Genomic DNA, 23,798 nt, shown 5'->3' on the forward strand with positions numbered 1-23,798 from the left:
ATCGGTTAACATCGAAGGCCCTTTTATTCATTACAGAAAGCAAGTTCTCACTATGGCTCAAGTCGCGAAAAAATTATTGGTGACGTGCGCGCTACCGTACGCAAATGGTTCCATCCATCTCGGCCACATGCTCGAGCACATCCAGGCGGATATCTGGGTGCGTTACCAACGAATGCGCGGCCACGAAGTGCATTTCATCTGCGCGGACGACGCGCACGGCACGCCGATCATGCTGAAAGCGCAGCAACTGGGTGTGAAACCGGAAGAAATGATCGCGGAGATGAGCCAGGAGCACCAACAGGATTTCGCCGGCTTTGGCATCAGCTATGACAACTATCATTCGACCCATAGCGATGAAAACCGTGAGCTGTCCACCCTGATTTACAGCCGCCTGAAAGAAAACGGGTTTATCAAGAACCGCACCATTTCTCAGCTGTACGATCCGGAGAAAGGCATGTTCCTGCCGGACCGTTTCGTGAAAGGCACCTGCCCGAAATGCAAATCGCCGGATCAGTACGGCGACAACTGCGAAGTGTGCGGCGCCACCTACAGCCCGACGGAACTGATCGATCCGAAGTCCGTCGTTTCCGGCGCGACGCCGGTGATGCGCGACTCGGAGCACTTCTTCTTCGATCTGCCGGCCTTCAGCGAAATGCTGCAGGCGTGGACGCGCTCCGGCGCGCTGCAAGAGCAGGTGGCGAACAAGATGCAGGAGTGGTTCGAATCCGGTCTGCAGCAGTGGGACATCTCCCGCGATGCGCCTTACTTCGGCTTCGAAATCCCGGATGCGCCGGGCAAATACTTCTACGTCTGGCTGGACGCGCCGATCGGCTACATGGGTTCCTTCAAGAACCTGTGCGACAAGCGCGGCGATCTGGACTTCGACGCGTTCTGGCGCAAAGACTCCACCACCGAGCTGTATCACTTTATTGGCAAGGACATCGTCTACTTCCACAGCCTGTTCTGGCCGGCGATGCTGGAAGGCAGCAACTTCCGCAAACCGACCAACCTGTTCGTGCACGGCTACGTGACGGTGAACGGCGCCAAGATGTCCAAATCGCGCGGCACCTTCATCAAGGCCGGCACCTACCTGCAGCATCTGGACGCCGACTGCCTGCGTTATTACTACGCCGCCAAGCTCTCTTCACGCATTGATGACATCGATCTCAATCTGGAAGACTTCGTGCAGCGCGTGAACGCCGACATCGTCAACAAGGTGGTGAACCTGGCGTCACGCAACGCCGGCTTTATCAACAAGCGCTTCGGCGGCAAGCTGGCCGACAGCCTGGCCGATCCGGCGCTGTACCAGACCTTCGTCGACGCGGCGCAGAGCATCGCCGAAGCCTACGCCGGCCGCGAGTTCAACCGCGCGATCCGCGAAATCATGGCGCTGGCCGATCTGGCCAACCGTTACGTGGATGAGCAGGCGCCGTGGGTGGTGGCGAAGGAAGAAGGCCGCGATGCCGATCTGCAGGCCATCTGCTCGATGGGCATTAACCTGTTCCGCGTGTTGATGACTTACCTGAAGCCGGTGCTGCCTTCGCTGACCGAACGCGCCGAAGCGTTCCTCAACGCCGAGCTCAGCTGGGACGCGATCCCGCAGCCGCTGCTGGGCCATCAGGTGAACGCGTTCAAAGCGCTGTTCAACCGCATCGATCTGGACAAGGTCAACGAGATGGTCAATGCCTCGAAGGAAGACATGGCCGCCGCCAAGCCGGTGACCGGTCCATTGGCCGATGATCCCATTCAGGAAACCATCACCTTCGACGACTTCGCCAAGGTGGACATGCGCATCGCCCTGATCAAGAGCGCCGACTTTGTCGAGGGCTCCGACAAGCTGCTGAAACTACAGCTGGATCTGGGCGGCGAATCGCGCCAAATCTTCTCCGGCATTCGCTCCGCTTACCCGGACCCGAAAGCGCTGGAAGGCCGTCTGACCATCATGGTCGCCAACCTGGCGCCGCGCAAAATGCGCTTCGGCGTGTCAGAAGGCATGGTGATGGCGGCAGGCCCAGGCGGGAAAGAGATCTTCCTGCTGAGCCCGGACAGCGGCGCGCAGCCTGGCATGCAGGTCAAGTAATCGCGCAGATGCGTGGCATAGGGAGGGTCGAGCTTGCTCGGCCCTTTTTTATTGCCCCAACCCCCACGTTATAAGCATGAAGAAAAAGTCATAACCGCCCTGATTCCCCTGCCCGCCGCATCCGGCTATGATGCTCCGAAACCCAAAATAGACGTCCAGACAGAAAGACTGCTATAACAGACCTTCACCGGGATCGTTTCCCTGCTTTTTTGGAGCCTATAATAATGAAAAACCTCAAGACTTCGCTGCTCGCCCTCAGTCTGCTGGCCGCCCTGCCGCTGCAGGCGGCGGAAAACGCCGCCGTGCCGGCCGCCATCGCTCAACATCAGGGGCCGGTGCGCATCGCGGTGATCCGCAACCTCGGATCCGACGACAACACCACGCAATTTTTGGCGGGCGCCATTCAGGAAGGGCGCAAGCTGGGCTTCAAGGTGGACACCTTCCTCAGCAACGGCGACGACGCGCGTTTTCAGGACTTCGTCAACCAGGCTATCAGCCAGAAATATGACGGCATCATTCTCTCGCAGGGGCGAGCCCCCTATTCCACCGACCTGGTCAAGCGCATCGCGGCGGCCGGTATCGCCGTCGCGGCTTTCGATACCGACGTCAGCGGCCGCGTTCCCGGCGTCACCGTCTCGCAGCAGGACGACGCTTCGCTGGCTAACGCCTCGTTCGGCCAGTTGGTGAAGGATTTCAACGGGCAGGCCAACATCATCAAACTCTGGGTGGCGGGCTTCCCGCCGATGGAGCGCCGCCAGGCCGCTTACCAGCAGTTGCTGAAACAGCATCCGGGCATTCATGAGCTGGAATCGATTGGCGCGGTTTCATCCGACGTGCAGGGAGATACCGCCAATAAAGTGGGTGCGATACTGGCGAAATACCCGAAAGGCAAGATTGACGCCATCTGGGGCACCTGGGACGCTTTCACCCAGGGCGCTTACAAGGCGTTGAAAGAGAACGGCCGCACCGAAATCAAACTGTACAGCATCGATATCTCCAACCAGGATTTGCAGCTGATGCGCGAGGCCGGCAGCCCATGGCAGGTCAGCGTGGCGGTGGATCCGAAGCTGATCGGCGCGGTCAACCTGCGCCTGGTGGCCAACAAGATCGCCGGGGAAAGCACGCCGGACAGCTATCAGTTCAAAGCGGCGGTCATTCCGCAGGCGCTGCTGCTGGCGCAACCGGGGCCGGTCAACGTCGCCGGGCTGGCGAAGATCATCCCCGGCTGGGGCACCAGCAGCGATTTCGTTCAGCCGTGGTTCGCCACGCTGCAGGCCGAACACGGTAAATAATGCTGTTTTTGACGAGGCTGGCGACGCAGCCTCTGTTTTTAAACTAATTATCGGCTTTCCCCTTCCGTCCTCGCCAAAATGCGCTATGTTATCTGCATCGCCCAATAACTGTATGCATAGACAGGCCTCGAATGAAGGGATTCCCCCCGCTGATCAACGTACTGCTGGCCAGTTCGCTGGTGTTGACCATCGGCCGCGGCGTGACGCTGCCGTTCATCACCATCTACCTCACCGAACATTTCCATCTGCTGCCGAAGAGCGTGGGCGTGATCCTGGGCGTCAGCCTGACCCTCGGCATCATCGCCAGCCTGTACGGCGGCTATCTGGTGGACAAATTCAGCAAAAACCGCCTGATCCTGCTGTCGATTTTATTGTTCGCGCTGAGTTTCTTCGCCATTCCCTGGATCCCGCGCCCCGGCGGCGTGATCGTGGTGCTGGCGATCCTGCATACCTGTTATTCGGTGTTAAGCATCACCATAAAGGCCTGCTTCGCCGACTGGCTGCCGGTCGAGCAGCGCATCAAGGCTTTCTCAATCAACTACACGCTGGTCAACGTCGGCTGGGCGATCGGCTCTGCGCTCGGCGTGCTGGTGGCCGGGCTTAGCCCGCTGCTGCCGTTTTACCTGTCGGGCGGGTTGGCGCTGGCGACGGTGACGGCGCTAAGCCTGCGCTTGCGCGGCCGGGAACAGCGCCCGACAACAACCGCCGCCGCACCGGCGGCACTCCCCAACTTCCGCCAGACGGTGACTATCTTGCGAAACGATCGGCGGCTTATCTACTTCACCCTCGGCAGCACCCTGGGCGCCGTGGTGTTCGGTCAGTTCACCGGCTATCTGTCACAGTATCTGATCACCGTCTCCAGCGCCGAGTTCGCCTACAAAATCATTGGGTTGGTGATGATCGTCAACGCCGGCATCGTCATCGCCCTGCAATACCTGATCAGCCGCGGCATGCGCCAGGAAAACATGCTGCGCTGGCTGGTGCTGGGCACGCTGTTTTTCATCGTCGGGCTGCTCGGTTTCATGGCGGCTGGCCAGGCGGTCTGGCTGTGGCTGGCGGCGATGGCGGTGTTTACCCTCGGTGAAATCATCGTTATCCCGGTGGAATACATGTTCATCGACTTCATTGCGCCGCCGCACCTGAAAGGCAGTTACTATGGAGTACAAAACCTCAGCGCGCTGGGCGGCGCCATCAACCCGGTTCTGAGCGGTATGTTGCTCAGCTATGCCGCGCCGCCGTTGATGTTCGTGATGTTGATCGTTTGCGCGCTGCTTAGCCTGCTGTTTTTCTTCCTTGGCCATCGGCTGGCAGAACAGGCTGCGGCAACCGCCGAAGACGCGCGCTGAATCCGCGCGTAGCGGCCATTCCGGGCTGTCAACCCGCCGATCGCGCATGGCGGGCATAGCGAGAATTCATAGTGCGATCTGTGGCATGGCTCACAGTTTAATTGTATGATGAATACATCAGTTAAACGGGAAAAGACAATGGCCAACGTGCTCACACTGTGCTGGAAATACCTGAGGGCCCTGCTCCTTATCTACCTGTGTCTGTTCGTCGGCAACGCGGTGGCGGCGCTGCTGCCGTTCGCCATTCCCGGCAGCATCATTGGCATGCTGCTGCTGTTCGCCCTGCTCTCTACCCAGATTATGCCGGCCAAATGGGTTAAACCCGGCTGCCATTTGCTGATCCGCTATATGGTACTGCTGTTCGTGCCGATCGGCGTCGGGGTGATGAAATACTACGACCAGATCGTCGCGCATCTGGGCCCGCTGGTTATCTCTTGCCTCATCAGCACGCTGATGGTGTTGGTGGTGGTCGGCTATACCTCACACTATTTTCATCGCGAGCGCCGCATCGCCGGCAAGCCCGACGACACGGAGGACAATTCATGATCCATGAAATCTGGTGGTCGTTGCCGCTGACGCTGGCGGTCTATTTCGCCGCGCGCTGGCTGGCGCGCAAGCTGAATATGCCGCTGCTCAACCCGCTGCTGGTGTCCATGGCGGTGATCATCCCGCTGCTGCTGCTCACCGGTATTCCCTATGAACGCTACTTTCAGGGCAGCAAAATCCTCAACGATCTGCTGCAGCCGGCGGTCGTCGCGCTGGCCTTCCCGCTCTATGAGCAGCTGCACCAGATCCGCGCGCGCTGGAAGTCGATTATCGCGGTGTGCTTCATCGGCAGCCTGACCGCCATGATCAGCGGCGGCGCCATCGCCCTGTGGCTGGGCGCCACGCCGGAAATCGCCGCCTCTATCCTGCCGAAATCGGTCACTACGCCGATCGCCATGGCCGTCGCGGACTCGCTCGGCGGCATTCCGGCGATCAGCGCAGTCTGCGTCATTTTCGTCGGTATCCTTGGCGCCGTGTTCGGCCATACGCTGTTCAACCTGTTGAAAATCACCACCCACTCGGCGCGCGGCCTGGCGATGGGCACGGCATCCCACGCGCTGGGCACCGCACGCTGCGCCGAGATGGACTACCAGGAAGGCGCTTTCGGCTCGCTGGCGTTGGTGATCTGCGGCATCATCACCTCGCTGCTGGCACCGTTCCTGTTCCCGGTGCTGCTGCGCCTGTTCGGCTGAATAGGGTGAAACTTGCGATACGTCTCGCATTTATGTATTTCATTGCATTAATTTCATCAATTAAGAGACATTAATCACACTTTAATATCTCTGGCCTGCCTAGAATGTTATCCCGTTAACCCGTAGAGAGACTTTCTATGCATCCGCGTTTTCACACCGCTTTCAGCGCACTGCCCGCGACACTGCAATCCGCCCTGCGGCCCTATCTGGACGCGCCAGACTTTCCGGCGATGTTCACGGCCGAGCAAGCGGCGGCGATCCGCACAGGCTGCGGGCTGGACGATGATGCGCTGGCATTCGCGCTGCTGCCGCTGGCGGCGGCCTGCTCGTTAACCCCGATATCGCACTTTCACGTCGGCGCCATCGCGCGCGGGCAAAGCGGCAACCTCTATTTCGGCGCCAATATGGAGTTCAGCGGCGCGCCGCTGCAGCAAACCGTGCATGCAGAGCAGTGCGCGGTTACCCATGCCTGGCTGCGCGGCGAGCCGGCGCTGGCCTCGGTCACCGTCAACTACACGCCGTGCGGCCATTGCCGCCAGTTTATGAATGAACTGAACAGCGGCGGCGAGCTGCAGATCCGTCTGCCGGGCCGCGCGCCGACCACGCTGGCGGACTATCTGCCGGACGCCTTCGGCCCGAAAGATCTGGATATCGCTTCGCTGCTGATGGACAAGGTCGATCACGGCCACCGGCTGGCGCTGGACGATGCGCTGGCGCAGGCGGCGCTGGCGGCGGCCAATCAGAGCCATGCTCCGTACAGCAACGCCCACAGCGGCGTAGCGCTGGAAACGCAGGACGGCAGCCTCTACGCCGGCCGCTATGCAGAAAACGCCGCCTTCAACCCGAGCCTGCCGCCGCTGCAGGCTGCGCTGATCCTGCTGAACCTCTCCGGCGGCGATTGCCTGAACATCCGCCGCGCCGTGTTGGCCGAGCCGCAGAAGGCGATCCTCAGCCAGTGGGACGCCACCCGCGCTACCCTGGCGGCGCTGGGCTGCCAGAACGTCAGCCGCGCCGCTTTCTAAGCGCGCCACGGCGGGGCCATCCGGTTCCGCCGTTAACAGCCCCGCCCGCCAAATACAATGCCCCGACGCCGCCAGAGACACTTTCTTTAGTTAAAAAATCATTTGATTGTCGATAATTACGCCAACCTGGTTCATCATCTGGCAACAAATGCTGTACATCTTCTCTTTATCTCTTAGGATCGTCGGCAATAAAGTTATCTGATACGTGAAGAGTAAAACTGATGGAACTAGAATACGAAAGCAAACGCCCGCTCTATATCCCTTACGCCGGCCCGATTCTGCTGGAATTTCCGCTGCTGAACAAAGGCAGCGCTTTCACCGAGGAAGAACGTAGCCACTTCAACCTGCACGGCCTGCTGCCGGAAGCGGTGGAGACCATCGAAGAACAGGTGGAACGCGCCTACCGTCAGTATCAGGATTTCAAGAACGATAACGATAAGCATATCTATCTGCGCAACATCCAGGACACCAACGAAACCCTGTTCTATCGCCTGCTGGACTCACACCTGAGTGAGATGATGCCGATCATCTACACCCCGACCGTCGGCGAGGCCTGCGAACACTTCTCCGATATCTACCGCCGCGCGCGCGGGCTGTTCATCTCCTACCCGAACCGCGATCGCATCGATGACATGCTGCAAAACGCCACCAAGCAGAACGTCAAGGTGATCGTGGTCACCGACGGCGAGCGCATTCTCGGCCTGGGCGATCAGGGCATCGGCGGCATGGGGATTCCAATTGGCAAGCTGTCGCTGTACACCGCCTGCGGCGGCATCAGCCCGGCCTACACCCTGCCGGTGGTACTGGACGTCGGCACCAACAACCCGCAGCGCCTCAACGATCCGCTGTACATGGGCTGGCGCCATCCACGCATCTCCGGCGAGGAGTACCACGCCTTCGTCGAAGAGTTTATTCAGGCGGTCAAACGCCGCTGGCCGAACGTGCTGCTGCAGTTCGAAGACTTCGCGCAGAACAACGCCACCCCGCTGCTGAACCGCTACCGCGACGAGATCTGCTGCTTTAACGACGACATCCAGGGCACCGCCGCGGTCACCCTCGGCAGCCTGATCGCCGCCAGCCGCGCAGCCGGCAGCCAGCTGCGCGATCAAACCGTCACCTTCCTCGGCGCCGGTTCCGCGGGCTGCGGCATCGCCGAGCAGATCATCGCGCAGATGAAGTCCGAAGGGTTGAGCGAAGACGAAGCGCGCGCCCGCGTGTTCATGGTCGACCGTTTCGGCCTGCTGACCGACAAACTGCCGAACCTGCTCGATTTCCAGAGCAAGCTGGTGCAGAAGAGCGACAACCTGGCCGGCTGGGAAACCGCCAGCGACGCCATCTCGCTGCTGGACGTGGTGCGCAACGCCAAGCCGACCATTCTGATCGGCGTGTCCGGCCAGCCGGGGCTGTTTACCGAAGAGCTGATCCGCGAGATGCACAAGCACTGCGAACGCCCTATCGTGATGCCGCTGTCCAACCCGACCTCGCGCGTGGAAGCCCGCCCGGAAGACATCATCAACTGGACCGACGGCGCCGCCCTGGTGGCGACCGGCAGCCCGTTCGCGCCGGTAAGCTACAAAGAGCAGCTGTACCCGATCGCCCAGTGCAATAACTCCTACATCTTCCCGGGGATCGGTCTGGGCGTGCTGGCCTCCGGCGCCACTCGCGTCACCGACGCCATGCTGATGGCCGCCAGCCGCGCACTAGCGGACTGTTCGCCGCTGGCTACCGACGGCCACGGCGCGCTGCTGCCGAATATCGACGATATTCAGGGCGTGTCGAAGTGCATCGCCATGGAAGTGGGTAAAGCCGCCCAGCTGCAGGGCGTGGCGATCGTCACCTCCGAAGATGCGCTGTCGAAAGCCATCGAGCACAACTTCTGGCGGCCGCAGTACCGCAGCTACAAGCGCACCTCGTTCTGAATGGTGAGCTGAAATGACCCAGCCCGGCTCCGCCGGGCTTTTTTGTGCGGCAAAACCGCCGAAAAATGCGGCGGCGCGCGTGCTTCAGGCGGTTCGCGTCTTGCGTCGGTCGGTCAGGTAAAGTAGCCTTGATCCATCTTTTTCAGCCCGGCGCGCGTAAGGCAACAACATGTGGAAACGCCTGATCATCAGCCTGTTCATCATCATTGCGGTGTTGATGGGTTCGGCTATTGCGCTCGATCGCTGGATCAGTTGGAAAACCGCGCCTTACGTCTACGACGAACTGCAGGAATTGCCGCATCGCCAGGTCGGCGTGGTGCTCGGCACCGCCAAGTATTACCGCACCGGCGTGATCAACCAGTATTACCGTTACCGCATTCAGGGAGCGATCAACGCCTATAACAGCGGCAAGGTGAAATACCTGCTGCTGAGCGGCGACAACGCCCAGCAAAGCTATAACGAACCGATGACCATGCGGCGCGATCTGATCGCCGCCGGCGTGGCGCCGAGCGATATCGTGCTGGATTACGCCGGCTTCCGCACCCTGGATTCCATCGTGCGCACCCGCAAGGTGTTCGACACCAACGATTTCATCATCATCACCCAGCGCTTCCACTGCGAGCGCGCACTGTTCATCGCCCTGCACATGGGCATTCAGGCGCAGTGTTACGCGGTGCCGTCGCCGAAAGACATGATGACGGTGCGCGCCCGCGAGATCTTCGCCCGTCTGGGCGCGCTGACCGATCTGTACATCCTCAAGCGCGAGCCGCGCTTCCTCGGCCCGCTGATCCCGATCTCCGCCATGCACACCGTGCCGGAAGACGCCCAGGGCTATCCCGCCGTCTCGCCGGAACAGTTGGTTGAGCTGGAGCACAAGCTGAAAGAAGAGAAGCAGAAAGCCAAACAGCCCTGACAGGTAATGCCCCAAAAAGAAAGGCCGGCATATTTTGCCGGCCTTGTCGTCTGTGCTGCGGTAGCTCTACTTCTTCTTGGCGTATTTCAACGAGTCCAGCGCCACGGCGAAGATGATGATGCTGCCCTTGATGATGTACTGCCAGTACGGGTTGATGCCGATATAGGTCAGGCCGTAGTTGATGACGGTAAAGATGATCACCCCTGTCACCACGCCCCACACCGTACCCACGCCGCCGGCGAAGGATACGCCCCCCACCACGCAGGCGGCGATGGCGTCCAGCTCATACATAAAGCCAAGGTTATTGGTGGCGCTGCCGATACGCCCCGCTTCCAGCAGGCCGCCGAAGGCGTAGAACACGCCGGACAGCGCATAGATCATGATCAGGTTCAGCGGCACGTTGACGCCGGAGACCTTGGCCGCTTCCGGGTTGCCGCCGATGGCGAAGATGTTCTTGCCGAAGCGGGTCTTGGTCCACAGGATCCAGACGAAAATGATGGCAATCAGCGCGTAGAAGGTAATATACGACAGCTTAAAATCGCCGAAGCGCAAGAAGCCTTGGGCAAAGGTGGAAAACTTCGGATCAAAGCCCGCGACCGGCGACGCGCCGACCGAATCGTAATACAGCGAGTTGATGCCGTAGACGATGATCATGGTGCCCAAGGTGGTGATGAACGGCGTCACGTTGAGATAGGCGATAATCAGGCCGTTAACCAGGCCGATCACCGCGCCGACCGCACATACCAGCAGGATGACCAGGGGAATCGACCAGGTTTCCATGTGCGGGAACACCTTGTTGACGTTATCCATCGATTGCAGCAGCGTGGCCGCCACCACCGCCGCCAACCCCACCTGCCGCCCGGCGGACAGGTCGGTGCCCTGGGTGACGATCAGCCCCGCCACGCCCAGCGCGATGATGATGCGCACCGAAGACTGCGTCAGGATATTGCTCAGGTTCATCAGGCTGAGGAAAGTCGGGTCCTGAATGATGATGATAGCCAACAGCACCAGCAACACCACGTAAATGCCGCCTTCCTTGAAATAGGTAAATAAGGTTTTTTTATTTAGCGCGTTCATAATTCCGATCCTTAAAGGTGCAGGGAGGCGAGACGTAAGATTTCATTTTGCGAGGTCTGTTTGGTGTTAACGATGCCCGCAACCTGACCATTGCTCATCACCAAAATACGGTCGGTGATCCCCAACAGCTCCGGCATTTCGGACGAGACGATAATGATCCCCTTGCCCTTCTTCGCCAGCTCGGTCATCAGCTGATAGATCTCGAACTTGGCACCCACGTCGATGCCGCGCGTCGGTTCATCCAGCATCAGGATCTCCGGCTGCGTCAGCAGCCAACGGCCGATGATCACCTTCTGCTGATTGCCGCCGGACAGCGAGCCGATATGGGTGTGATGCCCCGGCGTTTTCACCCGCATGGCGTCGATCACCCATTGGGTGTCGCTCTTCATCCGCGCGTTATCCAGCAGGCCGAGCTTGTTTTTATAATTGCGGATATTGGAGATCAGCGAGTTGAAACCCACGTCGAGGTAGGCGTAAATCCCGGTGGATCGCCGCTCTTCGGTCACCAGCGCAAAGCCGTGGTTGATCGCTTCGTTGGCGCTGTGGTTGTCGATCGCCTTGCCGTGCAGCTTGATGGTGCCCGCCACCTTTTCACGAATGCCGAACAGCGTCTCGACGATATCGGTGCGCTTGGCGCCCACCAGCCCGGCGATGCCGAGGATCTCGCCCTGATGCAAATCGAAGGAAACATCGCGGATCGAAGGCTGGCGCAGCGATGTCAGGTTCTTCACCTCGAGGATCACCTCACCCGGCGTGTTCTGCCTGTCGGGGAAACGCTGGCTCAGCGAGCGGCCGACCATCATGGCGATGATCTTGTCCATATCCAGCCCTTCCAGCGGCTGGGTGGCGATCCACTGGCCGTCGCGCAGCACCGTTATCTCGTCGCACAGCTGGAAGATCTCTTCCATCTTGTGCGAGATATAGACGATGCCGCAGCCGCGCTCTTTCAGCTTGCGGATGATGGTGAACAGGTGATTGACCTCTTTCTCCGTCAGCGAAGAGGTCGGTTCATCCATGATGACGATCTTGGCGTCGTAGGAAAACGCCTTGGCAATCTCGATCATCTGCATCTGCGACACCGACAGGTTGCCCACCTTTTCGCGCGGGTTGATGTCAATATCCAGCTCGTCGAAGATCGCCTGAGTGTCTTTGAACATCTTGTCCTGATCGACGAACAGGCCTTTGGTCGGGTAGCGCCCCAGCCACATGTTGTCCATCACGGTGCGTTGCAGCACCAGGTTCAGCTCCTGATGCACCATCGAAACGCCGTGTTCCAGCGCTTCCTTCGAGCTCTTGAAATCGATTTCCCGGCCCTGAAATACAATGCTGCCGCTGTCTTTTTTGTAAATGCCGAACAGGCATTTCAACAACGTCGATTTCCCCGCGCCATTCTCCCCCATCAGGGCGTGAATCGAGTGCGGACGGACGCGTAAATTGACATTGTCCAAGGCTTTGACGCCGGGAAATGACTTACAGATATCCGTCATTTCCAGCAAAAATTCGCGTGAGCTATCGGCCATAAATACACCTGGCTTAACGATCTTGCAGTCGTAAACATCCCCGCCGGCGGTATCCCTGGTGTTGGCGCCGCAGGCGGGGTCTTAGCGGGATCTCAATTCTTATTTAACAAACTGAGACAGGTTGTCTTTATCTACGCCGACGTAAGGAATACGCACGACTTTATTTTCGATTTTATATTGGGTGCCTTCGGTGGCCGGCTTGCCCGCCGCCAGGTTTTTCGCCAGCTCGAAGGTGGCCTTCGCCTGGTTGTCGGCGTCGTTCAGCACCGTGCCCGCCATCGCGCCGGATTTCACCAGCGCCAGCGCTTCAGGCAGCGCATCGACGCCGAACACCGGAATACTGGTCTTGTTGTGCGCTTTCAGCGCTTCCACCGCGCCCATCGCCATGGCGTCGTTGTTGGCGATCACCACTTCGATCTTGTTGGCGTTCGGGCCGGAGAGCCAGGCATCCATCTTGTCTTTCGCCTGCGCGGTATCCCACATCGCGGTATCCATCTGCAGCTGCTGGGTCTTGATGCCTTTTTCGTTCAGCGTTTTCACCACGTAGGTGGTGCGCGCTTCGGCATCCGGGTGGCCCGGCTCGCCCTTCAGCAGCACGAACTGGATCTGGCCGTCTTTATTCAGATCCCAGGCCGGGTTGGCTTGCCAGTGTTTGGCGATCAGTTCGCCCTGGATCACGCCGGATTCTTTGGAGTCGGTGCCGACGTAATATGCCTTGTCATAGCTGTCCAGCGCCTTGCGGGAAGGTTCTTTGTTGTAGAACACCACCGGGATATCGTTTGCGCGCGCCTTATCGATAACCACCGGCGCCGCGGCCGGGTCGACCAGGTTGATCGCCAGCGCTTTCACGCCCTTGGCCAGCAGCACGTCGATCTGATCGTTCTGCTTGGACTGGTCGTTCTGCGAATCATTCATCAGCAGGGTAACGTCCGGTGAAGCCTTGGCGTCTTTCTCGATCGCCTTACGCACCACCGACATGAAGTTGTCGTCGTATTTGTAAATCGTGACGCCAATACGGGTATCAGCATGGGCTGCGGCGCCAAACATCATGGCAGCGGCCATGGCGGCCAGGGTGAAAACCTTCTTATTCATTGTCAGTCTCCGGTTCTGTGTAGGGTATTACTCGTCTTTGAGCCAATGGTCACCGGCAGTGCGTACACCCCAGGCCTGGCGATTTCCACTCAACACCTGTCGTCCGTGGATCTTGTTATTTCCGAGAAATGCTGTGTCAGCGCGAGATAAAGGTTGCAGCGGCAAGGGCCTTTGCGCCGGAAAACGCCTAGAGCATAGACGGCGCGATGTTAATATTCTGTGAATTTTCTCACAGATTGAAAACGGTTACACAAGATTAAATCGTCAGAGAGTGACCGTCGCCTCACTTTGCCAGGGGGCGACAGAATGGCGCCGCACCAGCGTCGGCATGAACAGGTGAGCGGCCTGCGGCTCCGCCAGGCCTGCTGCGCCCTGCAATGCCAGCTCGGTCGCCAGCGTGGCCATCGAGACGATCGGGTAGCGCACCGTGGTGAGTTTGGGGCTGGTATAACGCGCGATGGGAATGTCGTCGAAGCCGATCAGCGAGAAATGCTGCGGCACCGTGATACCGTTTTCTTTCAACACCGCCATAGCGCCGGCGGCCATAGCGTCGTTGTAGGCGAACACCGCGCTCAGCTGTAAGTTGCGCCCCAGCAGCTCGACCATCGCCGCCTCGCCGCCCTGCAGATCCGGCGAACCGTAGGCACGCCAGTTGTCGGGCGTGGCCAGCCCGGCGGCGGCCATCGCCTGCGCATAGCCCTGCTGGCGCAGCGGCCCGTCTTCGATCGGGTGATTGGAGCCCAAATAGCCGATGCGCCGGTGGCCCTGCGACAGCAAAAGACGCATCGCCATTTCTGCGCCGCAGACGTTATCCAGCCCGACGCAGCGCGGCTCATAGCCGGGGATAATCCGGTTGATCAGCACCATGCCCGGCACCTGCTCCAGAAAACCGATCAGCTCGGCGTCGCTCAGGGCTTTGGCGTGAACAATCAGGGCGTTACAGCGCTGGCGGATCAGCACTTCGATCGCGTGGCGCTCTTTGTCCGCCTGATGATAGCTGTTGCCGATCAGCAGATACTTGTGGTGTTTCTGCGCCACCGTGTCTACCGCTTTCACCAGCGCGCCGAAGAACGGATCGGAGACGTCCATCACCACCACGCCCAACGTATCGCTGCTTTGGGTCGCCAACGCCTGCGCGTTGGCATTGGGGCGATAGCCCAGATCCGCCACCGCCTGCAGCACCTGCTCGCGCGTCTCTTTGCTGGTCAGCGCGCTGTGGTTCAGCACGCGGGAGACGGTCGCCACGGAGACCCCGGCGCGTTTCGCCACGTCGCGAATGGTGATCGGATGAACTGGAGGCATGCGAGATCCTGAAATCGGGGTAGTGGCCGGTGGCGCTATCCTACCCCGATTGGCCCGCTGCTCTGCGTGAATTACGTCACAGGAAAGAAAACGTTTACATACATTTTTTTAACCTGCCGACGGGCGCTCACTTCAGCGCTTTGGATTCCGCTTCGCCGGCGGCCATCTGCGTCAATTTGCGCCACAGCCATTCCATCGGCCCCTGTTCGAAGTAACGCAGCCACAGTGCGGAAAAGACCAGGTTGACCAACCAGACCAGCGGCACAAACGCCAGCAGCTGCAGCCGGTCAAACTGCTCATAGAGGCCAAAGCGATAAAACAGCGTGGTGCAGATCAGCGTTTGCAGCAGGTAGTTGCTTAACGCCATACGCCCCACCTGGCTCAGCCAGCGGGCGATGCGCAGGCGCGACAGCGCGGGCCAGAAACCGTAACACAGCGCCAGATAGCCCATCGCCTGCAGCGGCGCGCCCAGCTCGCGCGGCACCTGCAGCAGGAAACCGCTCCAGCGATAGTCCCAGTGTACCTGCCATTGCAGCGCCACCGCCGGCAGTTGGATCAGCACCGAAAGCGGCAGCAGCCACGCCGCCTGCCGCAGGTAATAGCCGGAGGAATAGCTGCCGCGCAGCCAGCCGCTGCGCATCAGCCCGGCGCCGAACAGCATCAGCCCCGCCAGCTCCCAGCCATACTGCGCGCCGATGGCCAGCAGGCTGGACGAGAGCAGATCGGCGCGGCTGCGCCAGGCTTCGAAACCGCCCTGCAGCTTCCAAAACTTCTCGTACTGCAACTCCGCCACGCCCGGCTGCCAGAAGCTGCCCGGCTCACCGTGCGAGACAAAACCGAGCAGCAGCAGCACCGCCACGCCAATCAGGTACAGCACGACGCCGGTTTTCAGCAGCTGGTAGGTGTCTTTGGCCTCGCGGATCATGCGCCAGCACACCAGGCCGATCAGCCCGTAGGCCAGCAGAATGTCACCGTCCCACAGGAAGATGGCGTGCGCGAGGCCGAACAACACCAGCCACGACAGCCGCGCGCGGATCCAGCTTTTGCCGCGCCGCAGCAGCATTTGCAGCCCGGCGCCGAACAGCAGCGCGAACATCGCCAGGAACTTGGCCTGGGCGAAGATATCCAGCAGCGCCCAGGTCCAGGCATCGCGCGATGACGGCATCCCCAGATAGGCCGGATTGAGGTAGGCGGCCTTCGGCAAGCCGAAGGCGCTGATGTTCAGCAATAAAATGCCGAGGATGGCGATGCCGCGCACGCAGTCCAGCGTGGCAATGCGCGGCAGAGGATGACTGTTCATTTTTTATCGCTGCTTCCGCTCATGAAAAAGGCGCCCGCAGGCGCCTGTTGTCGTCTTGCGGGTCGCCCCGCAACGCCATCACCCCTGGTGATGACGCACCGCACGCAGGAACTCCTGGCGGGTATTCTGGCTGGACTTGAACAGCCCCCCCAGCGAGGTAGTGGTGGTGGCGCTGGTCGCGTCGCGGATACCGCGCGCCTTGACACAATAATGGACCGCATCGATCGATACCGCCACGTTATTGGTGCCGAGTAGGGTCTGCAGCGCCACCAGGATCTGCTGGGTCAGGCGCTCTTGCACCTGCGGACGCTGGGAGAAGAACTGCACGATGCGGTTGATCTTCGACAGGCCGATCACCGAGTCTTTCGGGATATAGGCCACGGTAGCCTTGCCGTCGATGGTCACGAAGTGGTGTTCACAGGTGCTGGTCAGCGTGATATCGCGCACCGTCACCATCTCATCCACCTTCATCTTGTTCTCGATGACGGTGATTTTCGGGAAGTTGGCGTAGTCCAGCCCGGAGAAGATCTCGTCGACATACATTTTGGCGATGCGATGCGGCGTTTCCGCCAGGCTGTCATCGGACAGATCGAGATTCAGCAGCTGCATGATTTCGGTCATGTGCTCTTTGATGCGACGCTTGCGCGTTTCGCGATCCAGCACTTCCCCGCGCAGCGGTGTCTCCAGACCACGCTCTTCCAGTGCCGCATGCACCAGCGCGGCTTCTTTACTTAATGATGTCATGTATTTGTTCTCCTGCGGACGGAACCCGCCGGCGGCCTGATAGGGCGTGCGGCCGGCGAATTGCTTGCTCTCGTGACGGCAGAGTTTTCGTGGTGGATAACGTGAACCCGGTCAAGATTTTGCCCCCACTGTAGATGAGAGCGCGGCGATTATCCAGCGATAGTGCTTCATCCGCAGGTGAAATATTCGCATTTAGCACAATCAGGCCGGCTGCGGGTTTCCATGCGTTTTGTATGGATTTTAATCACCGAGTCGCCGTTTTTTGCGCCAACCGCCGCGCCGGGGTATTCACCACCAGCCCTCCGGCCGCCAACAGCGCCGCCACCGCCACATACAGCGCCGGCTCCAGCCGATGGGTCAAGGCGGTCGACAGCGCCGACAGCATCGGCCCGACCAGTTGGCCGATCGCATAACCGGTGGTCAGCAATCCGGCCATGTAACGCGCATGACGCGGCGCCAGCTCACGCCCGTGCTGAAGAGCAAGCTGCACCACGCAGAGGAAACCGCCGCCGGTCAGCAACGCCCCGAGCGCCAGGCCGGCCACGCCCGGCACCACTTCGGCGCTCAGTACGCCGAGCGCCTGTATCCACAGCGTGATCGCCAGCCGGGTCTGGGTGGTCAGCCGATGGCGGGTCAGAATGCCGATGACAATCCCCAGCACCGCCGCACCGCCGAACACCGGCCAGACGAACTGTGCGAACAGGCTGGCGGGAAAACGCGCCGCCGCCATCTGCGACAAAAAGGTCGCCGGCAGGATATAGCCGAAGCCGGCCAGGCTGTAGCTCCACACCAGGCGTTTGAGCGCCGGCGTCAGCAGCAGCGGCTCCGGAGCCACGTCCGGGCGATGCAGCTCGCCGCTGCGCGGCAGAAAGGCGCTAATCCCCCGACCAGCACCAGCGCCAGCCCGCCATACACCAACCAGGCCTGCGCCGCCGTCAGCCCCAGCGCGTTGATGCCCACCGCCAGCATGCCGCTGAGGAAGATGCCGGCGCCCGGCCCGGCGAACACCGCCGCGCTCAGCGCCGGCCGGCCGTAGTGCGCCAACCGCTCGTTGGTCCAGGCCGCCACCAGCACCATCGCCCAGCCGCTGGCCCAGCCGATGACGAAGCGCAGCGCGCCGTGGGTCCATTCATCCTGCGCCAGCGCCGACAGTAGCGTCAGCGCCATCGCGCCCCATACGCCCAGCCACAGACGCCGCTCGACGTGGCGCGTAGCGCGCATCGCGTCGTAGGCGCCGCACAGGTAGCCCAAATAGTTGATCGCCGCCACCAGCCCGGCACCGGTCAGGCTGAACTGATGTTCCGCGATCATCAGCGGCACCTGAGGGGTGAAAGCGAAGCGGCCAATGCCCATCGCCACGATCAGCGCGGCAAACCCGCTCAAGGCAATACGTAAAGCCATATCGGCATCCAAAAGGTTAAAAGAAAGTTGCCAGTATCATGCCGCAGTATTAAACTCACAAAAACTGAATAATACTAATCAAGTTCATCACGAAACGAGAACATTATGGATCTGACCCAGCTTCGCATGTTCTGCTGCGTAGCGGAAACCGGCTCGGTCGCCCGCGCCGCCGAGCAGCTGCACCGCGTGCCGTCGAATCTGACCACCCGGCTGCGCCAGCTCGAGCAGGAGCTGGGCGCCGATCTGTTTATCCGCGAAAAACAGCGCCTGCGCCTGTCGCCGATGGGCCATAACTTTCTGTGCTACGCCAACCGCATCCTGGCGCTGAGCGACGAGGCGATGAGCATCACCCATGCCGGCGAACCGGCGGGCAACTTCGCTCTCGGCTCGATGGAGAGCACCGCCGCCACCCGCCTGCCCTCGCTGCTGGCGGCTTACCACCAGCGCTTCTCGCAGGTGTCTCTGTCGCTGACCACCGGCACCTCCGGCGAAATCGCCGATCGGGTGCGCGCCGGCACGCTGGCGGCGGCGCTGGTCGACGGCCCGGTGCCTTATGACGAGTTGAACGGCTGTATCGCCTATCCTGAACATATGGTGGTGATCTCCTGTCTCGATCACGCGCCGATCCACAGCGCCAAAGACGCCAACGGCGAGACGCTGTTCGCCTTTCGCGCCAGCTGCTCCTACCGCCTGCGGCTGGAGGCCTGGTTCAAGCGCGAAGGCGCACGGCCGGGGCAGATCATGGAGATCCAGTCCTATCACGCCATGCTGGCCTGCGTCGCCAGCGGCGCCGGGCTGGCGATGATCCCGCATTCGGTGCTCAGCCTGCTGCCGGGCCATGAGCGGGTTCGGGTTCACACTCTGCCGCCGGACGTGGCCGACACCGCCACCTGGCTGCTGTGGCGCCGCGACGCGTTCGGGCCGAACGTGCGCGCGCTGAAAGAATTGATTATTGAACAGACGGAAACCGCCGCTGTTGATGAAAGCACCCCCAACGATTTATCAGACGTTAGCGATATCGCCTGATTTAAAAGAAAACCACTGAGGAGACTATGATGGAGATGATCAAAACCCGCGCCGCCGTTGCCTGGGGCCCGAACCAGCCGCTGAAGATTGAGGAAGTCGATCTGATGCCACCGCAAAAAGGCGAAGTGCTGGTGCGGATCGTCGCTACCGGCGTCTGCCATACCGACGCCTACACCCTGTCCGGCAAAGATCCGGAAGGCGTGTTCCCGGCGATCCTCGGCCATGAGGGCGGCGGCGTGGTGGAAGCGGTCGGTGAAGGCGTCACCAGCGTGGCGGTCGGCGACCACGTGATCCCGCTCTACACCCCGGAGTGCGGCGAGTGCAAATTCTGTAAATCCGGCAAGACCAACCTGTGCCAGGCGATCCGCGCCACTCAGGGCAAAGGCCTGATGCCGGACGGCACCACCCGCTTCTTCAAGGACGGCAAACCGATCTTCCACTACATGGGCACCTCCACCTTCTCCGAATACACCGTGGTGCCGGAAATTTCACTGGCGAAAATCAACAAGGAAGCGCCGTTGGAGGAAGTGTGCCTGCTGGGCTGCGGCGTCACTACCGGCATGGGCGCGGTGATCAACACCGCCAAAGTGCAGCCGGGCGACACCGTGGCGATCTTCGGTCTGGGTGGCATCGGCCTGTCGGCGATCATCGGCGCGCAGATGGCCGGCGCGGGCCGCATCATCGGCATCGACATCAACACCAGCAAGTTCGATCTGGCGCGCAAACTTGGCGCTACCGATCTGATCAACCCGAAAGACTATGACAAACCGATTCAGGAAGTGATCGTCGAGCTAACCGACGGCGGCGTCGACTTCTCCTTCGAGTGCATCGGCAACGTCAACGTGATGCGTTCCGCGCTGGAGTGCTGCCACAAGGGCTGGGGTGAATCGGTGATCATCGGCGTCGCGGGCGCCGGCGAAGAGATCTCGACCCGGCCGTTCCAGCTGGTCACCGGCCGCGTCTGGCGCGGTTCGGCATTCGGCGGCGTCAAGGGCCGTTCGCAGCTGCCGGGCATCGTCGAGCGCTATCTGGACGGCGAATTCGCGCTGAACGACTTTATCACCCACACCATGGGGCTGGAGCAGATCAACGAAGCGTTCGATTTGATGCACGAAGGCAAATCGATCCGTTCCGTCATCCACTTCGACCAATAAGCCAGGAGGCAGAGATGACGTTGTCATTGGAACTTCTCGAAGAGCACCGCATGTTCGGCGGCTGGCAACAGCGTTATCGCCACGCGGCGCAGAGCCTGAATTGCAACATGACATTCAGCATCTACCTGCCGCCGCCGCGCGATGACAACCCGCCGCCGGTGTTGTACTGGCTGTCGGGGCTGACCTGCAACGACGAGAACTTCACGTTGAAAGCCGGCGCGCAGCGCATCGCCGCCGAGCTGGGCCTGGTGCTGGTGATGCCGGACACCAGCCCGCGCGGCGACGAGGTGCCGAACGACGAAGGCTACGATCTGGGCCAGGGCGCCGGGTTCTACCTGAACGCCACCCAGGCGCCGTGGGATCGTCACTTCCGCATGTACGACTACATCAGCGCCGAACTGCCGGCGCTGATCGAACAGCACTTCAGCGTCAGCGATCGTCAGTCGATCTTCGGCCACTCGATGGGCGGCCACGGCGCGCTGATGATGGCGTTTCGCAATCCGCAGCGCTTCCGCTCGGTATCGGCCTTCGCGCCGATCGTCAACCCGTGCCAGGTGCCGTGGGGCCGCAAAGCCTTCACCGCCTATCTGGGCAGCGACGAAAGCCAGTGGCTGCAGTACGACAGCTGCCATCTGCTGGCCAGCGGCGCGGAGAAAATGCCGGTCCTTATCGATCAGGGCGACGACGACCAGTTCCTGGCCGATCAGCTGCAGCCGGCGCGGCTGGCCGAACTGGCGCGCCAGCGCGACTGGCCGCTGACGCTGCGCATTCAGCCGGGGTACGATCACAGCTACTTCACCATCGCCACCTTCGTGGAAGATCACCTGCGCTTCCACGCCGAGCACCTGTTCCGCTGATAAAAAAATCCGGGCGGTTAAACCGCCCGGATTTCTTCAAAAGCCATCAATCAGAAAATCGATGGCAGCTTTAATTTGATTCCTGTGCTCATTGGCATTACCAACGGCCTTCCCGAGCTGTGAAATACGTACGGCAGCCATCTCATGCGTCATAACGAGAAACTTTTCGCCGTTTACCTCAATCTCCGGGCATAAGCGTGCAGAAATTTTAACCCTGACGTTATCCAAAGCATAAAGAGGGATCATTAACCGGGTCGAGAGGGCATCAATAAGATCGCTTTGAACGTCCAGTAAGTAGGGATAGGCTGATGCCGGATATGTATTGTCATATACGGTAAACTGCATATTTAAAATGTCCGATATTCATCAGACAACAAACCATTTTCTTCAGTGATACGATTAAGTTCTTCTAACGCCGCACGATTTTGCTCGCGCCACTGTTGAATCTCAATGTCCCTGACACGAACGCTCAATGCGTCCGTCAATACGGATGACACATTGACGCCCAGGGATTTTGCGCGCTGGAAAAGATCGCGATCGATGGTTACGTTGACTGTCTTTTTCGTCACATTGTTATTTGCCATATCCATTCCTCATCCCTGTAACATACACGGGTCAAATTTTCATCAATTATACTCGTAAAACAGGGGTATGCCAATTCAGCGATACCCTCACCCCTTCAGCTTCGGATCCAGCGCGTCGCGCAATCCGTCCCCCAACAGGTTGAACGCCAGCACGGTGATGAATATCGCCAGGCTGGGGAAGATCGCCACGTGCGGCGCGATCACCATATCGGCGCGCGCTTCGTTGAGCATCGCCCCCCACTCCGGCGTCGGCGGCTGGGCGCCCAGACCCAAAAACGACAGGCTGGCGGCGGTGATGATCGAGGTGCCGATGCGCAGGGTGAAATAGACTACGATCGACGACAACGTGCCCGGCAGAATATGCCGCAGAATGATGGTCCAGTCCGAGGCGCCGATGCTGCGCGCCGACTCGATATAGGTCAGGTGCTTCAGCACCAGCGTGTTGCCGCGCACCAGGCGAGCAAAGGCCGGAATGCTGAAGATCGCCACCGCGACGATCACGTTGGCCATGCCGCTGCCCATGATCGCCACCACGCCGATCGCCAGCAGAATGCCGGGAAACGCGAACAGCACGTCGCAGACGCGCATGGTGAGGCGATCCCACCAGCCTTCATAGTAACCGGCCAGCAGCCCCAGCAGGGTGCCGATCGCCCCGCCCGCCAGCACCGAGAACACCCCGGCCGCCAGCGAAATGCGCGTGCCCATCAGGATGCGGCTGAAGATATCGCGCCCGAGGGAATCCACCCCCAGCCAGTGCATCAGCGAAGGCCCCTCGTTCAGCCGATCGTAATCGAAATAGTTTTCCGCATCGAACGGTGCCAGATAAGGCGCCAGCAGCGCCGCCGCAATCAGCAGCAGCACCAACAGACCGGCGACCAGCGCCGCCCGCTGGCGGCGAAAACGCCGCCAAAACTCACCCCACGGCGTGCGTACCGCGTTGGGGTCAATAAGCGGCATCGCCTTCAGTGCGGCGCTGCGCCGCCAATGCTTAATCATGCCGCATCCTCATTGGTAACGAATCGCCGGATTGATCGCCGCGTACAGCATATCCACCAGCAGGTTGATCAGGATGAACTCCAGCGAGAACAGCAGCACCTCGGCCTGGATCACCGGGTAATCGCGCATCTCCACCGAGTCCACCAGCAAGCGCCCAGCCCCGGCCAGTTGAACACCTTCTCCACCACGATCGAACCGCCGAGCAGGAAGCCGAACTGCAGCCCCATCATGGTCACCACCGGGATCATCGCATTGCGCAGGCCGTGTTTCATCACCACCACGCTTTCTCTCACGCCCTTGGCGCGCGCGGTGCGCATGTAGTCTTCCTGCAACACCTCGACGAACGAAGCGCGGGTGAAACGCGCCATCACCGCCGCCACCGCCGCCCCCAAAGTGATCGAAGGCAGAATGTAGTGCCGCCAGCTGTCGGCGCCCACCGTCGGCAGCCACCCCAGCTCGACCGAGAACACCTGCATCAACAGCATGCCGAGCGCAAAGGCCGGGAACGAGATCCCCGACACCGCCAGCGTCATGCCGAGGCGATCCGGCCAACGGTTACGCCACACCGCCGACACCACGCCGATCGCCAGGCCGAACGCCACCGCCCACAGCATGCTGGTGACGGTCAGCCAGAAGGTCGGCAGAAAGCGCGAGGCGATCTCTTCACTCACCGGGCGCTTGGACACCATCGAGATGCCGAAGTCGCCCCGCAGCGCGTTGACGAAAAAGTGCGCGAACTGCTGCGGCAGCGGCTTATCCAGCCCCAAATCCTTGCGCACCAGCTGCACCACCGCCTCGTCGGCCTCCGGCCCCGCCGCCAGCCGCGCCGGATCGCCCGGCAGCAGGTGGACGAACAGGAACACCAGCACCGCTACGATCAGCAGCGTCGGGATCAGGCCCAGCAGTCGTTTCAGAAAATAATTGAGCATCTCATT

At 60.6% G+C, this 23,798-nt stretch carries 20 protein-coding genes and 2 pseudogenes; 11 read left to right on the forward strand and 11 right to left on the reverse strand.

Annotation, left to right across the window (positions count from 1 at the left end; genetic code table 11):
- Positions 1–52 precede the first annotated feature (52 nt).
- From metG to sanA, 8 genes are all read left to right on the forward strand, one after another.
- Positions 53–2,080, forward strand: a complete 2,028-nt coding sequence (gene metG, locus JL05_RS20655) for a methionine--tRNA ligase (RefSeq protein WP_033633710.1) — start codon at positions 53–55, stop codon at positions 2,078–2,080.
- A 224-nt stretch (positions 2,081–2,304) separates the two neighbouring features.
- Positions 2,305–3,372 (forward strand): sugar ABC transporter substrate-binding protein, encoded by a 1,068-nt coding sequence (locus JL05_RS20660; RefSeq protein WP_033633711.1) that lies wholly within the window; start codon positions 2,305–2,307, stop codon positions 3,370–3,372.
- Between the two features lie 131 nt (positions 3,373–3,503).
- The gene (locus JL05_RS20665) at positions 3,504–4,718 is read left to right on the forward strand and encodes an MFS transporter (RefSeq protein ID WP_033633712.1); all 1,215 of its coding nucleotides are present in this window, start codon (positions 3,504–3,506) and stop codon (positions 4,716–4,718) included.
- A gap of 138 nt (positions 4,719–4,856) precedes the next feature.
- Complete coding sequence (locus JL05_RS20670; protein WP_033633713.1) at positions 4,857–5,264, forward strand: CidA/LrgA family protein; 408 nt, start codon at positions 4,857–4,859, stop codon at positions 5,262–5,264.
- Positions 5,261–5,956: a CidB/LrgB family autolysis modulator gene (locus JL05_RS20675; protein ID WP_004938941.1), complete on the forward strand. Its 696-nt coding sequence runs from the start codon at positions 5,261–5,263 to the stop codon at positions 5,954–5,956. Before JL05_RS20670 ends, JL05_RS20675 begins: the two co-directional genes overlap by 4 nt.
- A 137-nt stretch (positions 5,957–6,093) precedes the next feature.
- Entirely contained in the window at positions 6,094–6,978 is an 885-nt protein-coding gene (cdd, locus tag JL05_RS20680; RefSeq protein ID WP_033633714.1) for a cytidine deaminase, read from the forward strand.
- 221 nt (positions 6,979–7,199) lie between these two features.
- Positions 7,200–8,897 carry an NAD-dependent malic enzyme gene (locus JL05_RS20685; RefSeq protein ID WP_004938945.1) on the forward strand — a complete coding sequence of 566 codons (1,698 nt, stop codon included), beginning with the start codon at positions 7,200–7,202 and terminating at the stop codon, positions 8,895–8,897.
- Positions 8,898–9,066: 169 nt separating this feature from the next.
- Positions 9,067–9,810, forward strand: a complete 744-nt coding sequence (gene sanA / locus JL05_RS20690; protein ID WP_004938948.1) for an outer membrane permeability protein SanA — start codon at positions 9,067–9,069, stop codon at positions 9,808–9,810.
- Positions 9,811–9,876: 66 nt separating this feature from the next.
- Here the strand turns inward: sanA and mglC are convergent, their stop codons facing one another.
- The 7 genes and pseudogenes from mglC to JL05_RS20725 all read right to left on the reverse strand — a co-directional run bounded on the left by mglC (position 9,877) and on the right by JL05_RS20725 (position 18,246).
- Entirely contained in the window at positions 9,877–10,887 is a 1,011-nt protein-coding gene (mglC, locus tag JL05_RS20695) for a galactose/methyl galactoside ABC transporter permease MglC (protein ID WP_004938953.1), read from the reverse strand.
- Positions 10,888–10,898: 11 nt separating this feature from the next.
- The gene (mglA, locus tag JL05_RS20700) at positions 10,899–12,407 is read right to left on the reverse strand and encodes a galactose/methyl galactoside ABC transporter ATP-binding protein MglA (RefSeq protein WP_004938959.1); all 1,509 of its coding nucleotides are present in this window, start codon (positions 12,405–12,407) and stop codon (positions 10,899–10,901) included.
- Between the two features lie 99 nt (positions 12,408–12,506).
- Entirely contained in the window at positions 12,507–13,499 is a 993-nt protein-coding gene (gene mglB / locus JL05_RS20705) for a galactose/glucose ABC transporter substrate-binding protein MglB (RefSeq protein ID WP_004938962.1), read from the reverse strand.
- A gap of 264 nt (positions 13,500–13,763) precedes the next feature.
- A complete protein-coding gene (galS, locus tag JL05_RS20710; protein ID WP_004938964.1) occupies positions 13,764–14,801 on the reverse strand; it encodes an HTH-type transcriptional regulator GalS in 1,038 nt (345 codons plus the stop codon).
- A 127-nt stretch (positions 14,802–14,928) separates the two neighbouring features.
- Positions 14,929–16,101, reverse strand: a complete 1,173-nt coding sequence (yeiB, locus tag JL05_RS20715) for a DUF418 domain-containing protein YeiB (protein WP_033633715.1) — start codon at positions 16,099–16,101, stop codon at positions 14,929–14,931.
- 78 nt (positions 16,102–16,179) lie between these two features.
- A complete protein-coding gene (folE, locus tag JL05_RS20720; RefSeq protein WP_004938969.1) occupies positions 16,180–16,845 on the reverse strand; it encodes a GTP cyclohydrolase I FolE in 666 nt (221 codons plus the stop codon).
- A gap of 244 nt (positions 16,846–17,089) precedes the next feature.
- A pseudogene (locus tag JL05_RS20725) lies at positions 17,090–18,246 on the reverse strand (YbfB/YjiJ family MFS transporter).
- A gap of 105 nt (positions 18,247–18,351) precedes the next feature.
- Between JL05_RS20725 and ptrR the strand changes: the two are divergent.
- The 3 genes from ptrR to fghA are packed head-to-tail and all read left to right on the forward strand — an operon-like array spanning position 18,352 to position 21,283.
- Positions 18,352–19,272 (forward strand): putrescine utilization regulator PtrR, encoded by a 921-nt coding sequence (gene ptrR, locus JL05_RS20730; RefSeq protein WP_004938975.1) that lies wholly within the window; start codon positions 18,352–18,354, stop codon positions 19,270–19,272.
- Between the two features lie 29 nt (positions 19,273–19,301).
- Positions 19,302–20,426, forward strand: a complete 1,125-nt coding sequence (locus JL05_RS20735) for an S-(hydroxymethyl)glutathione dehydrogenase/class III alcohol dehydrogenase (RefSeq protein ID WP_015377215.1) — start codon at positions 19,302–19,304, stop codon at positions 20,424–20,426.
- A 14-nt stretch (positions 20,427–20,440) separates the two neighbouring features.
- Positions 20,441–21,283, forward strand: coding sequence for an S-formylglutathione hydrolase (fghA, locus tag JL05_RS20740; RefSeq protein ID WP_015377214.1), 843 nt, complete (start codon positions 20,441–20,443; stop codon positions 21,281–21,283).
- Positions 21,284–21,319: 36 nt separating this feature from the next.
- On the opposite strand, the gene JL05_RS20745 is transcribed toward fghA, so the two are convergent.
- The 4 genes and pseudogenes from JL05_RS20745 to gsiC form a co-directional block, all read right to left on the reverse strand.
- Positions 21,320–21,628: a CcdB family protein gene (locus JL05_RS20745; RefSeq protein WP_033633716.1), complete on the reverse strand. Its 309-nt coding sequence runs from the start codon at positions 21,626–21,628 to the stop codon at positions 21,320–21,322.
- 2 nt (positions 21,629–21,630) lie between these two features.
- Entirely contained in the window at positions 21,631–21,873 is a 243-nt protein-coding gene (locus JL05_RS20750) for a type II toxin-antitoxin system CcdA family antitoxin (protein ID WP_078061989.1), read from the reverse strand.
- 81 nt (positions 21,874–21,954) lie between these two features.
- Entirely contained in the window at positions 21,955–22,863 is a 909-nt protein-coding gene (gsiD, locus tag JL05_RS20755; RefSeq protein WP_015377211.1) for a glutathione ABC transporter permease GsiD, read from the reverse strand.
- A gap of 9 nt (positions 22,864–22,872) precedes the next feature.
- Positions 22,873–23,792 (reverse strand): annotated as a pseudogene (gene gsiC / locus JL05_RS20760) (glutathione ABC transporter permease GsiC).
- Positions 23,793–23,798: the final 6 nt, after the last annotated feature.

The sequence above is a fragment of the Serratia nematodiphila DZ0503SBS1 genome (genome assembly GCF_000738675.1).
Lineage (GTDB): Bacteria > Pseudomonadota > Gammaproteobacteria > Enterobacterales > Enterobacteriaceae > Serratia > Serratia nematodiphila.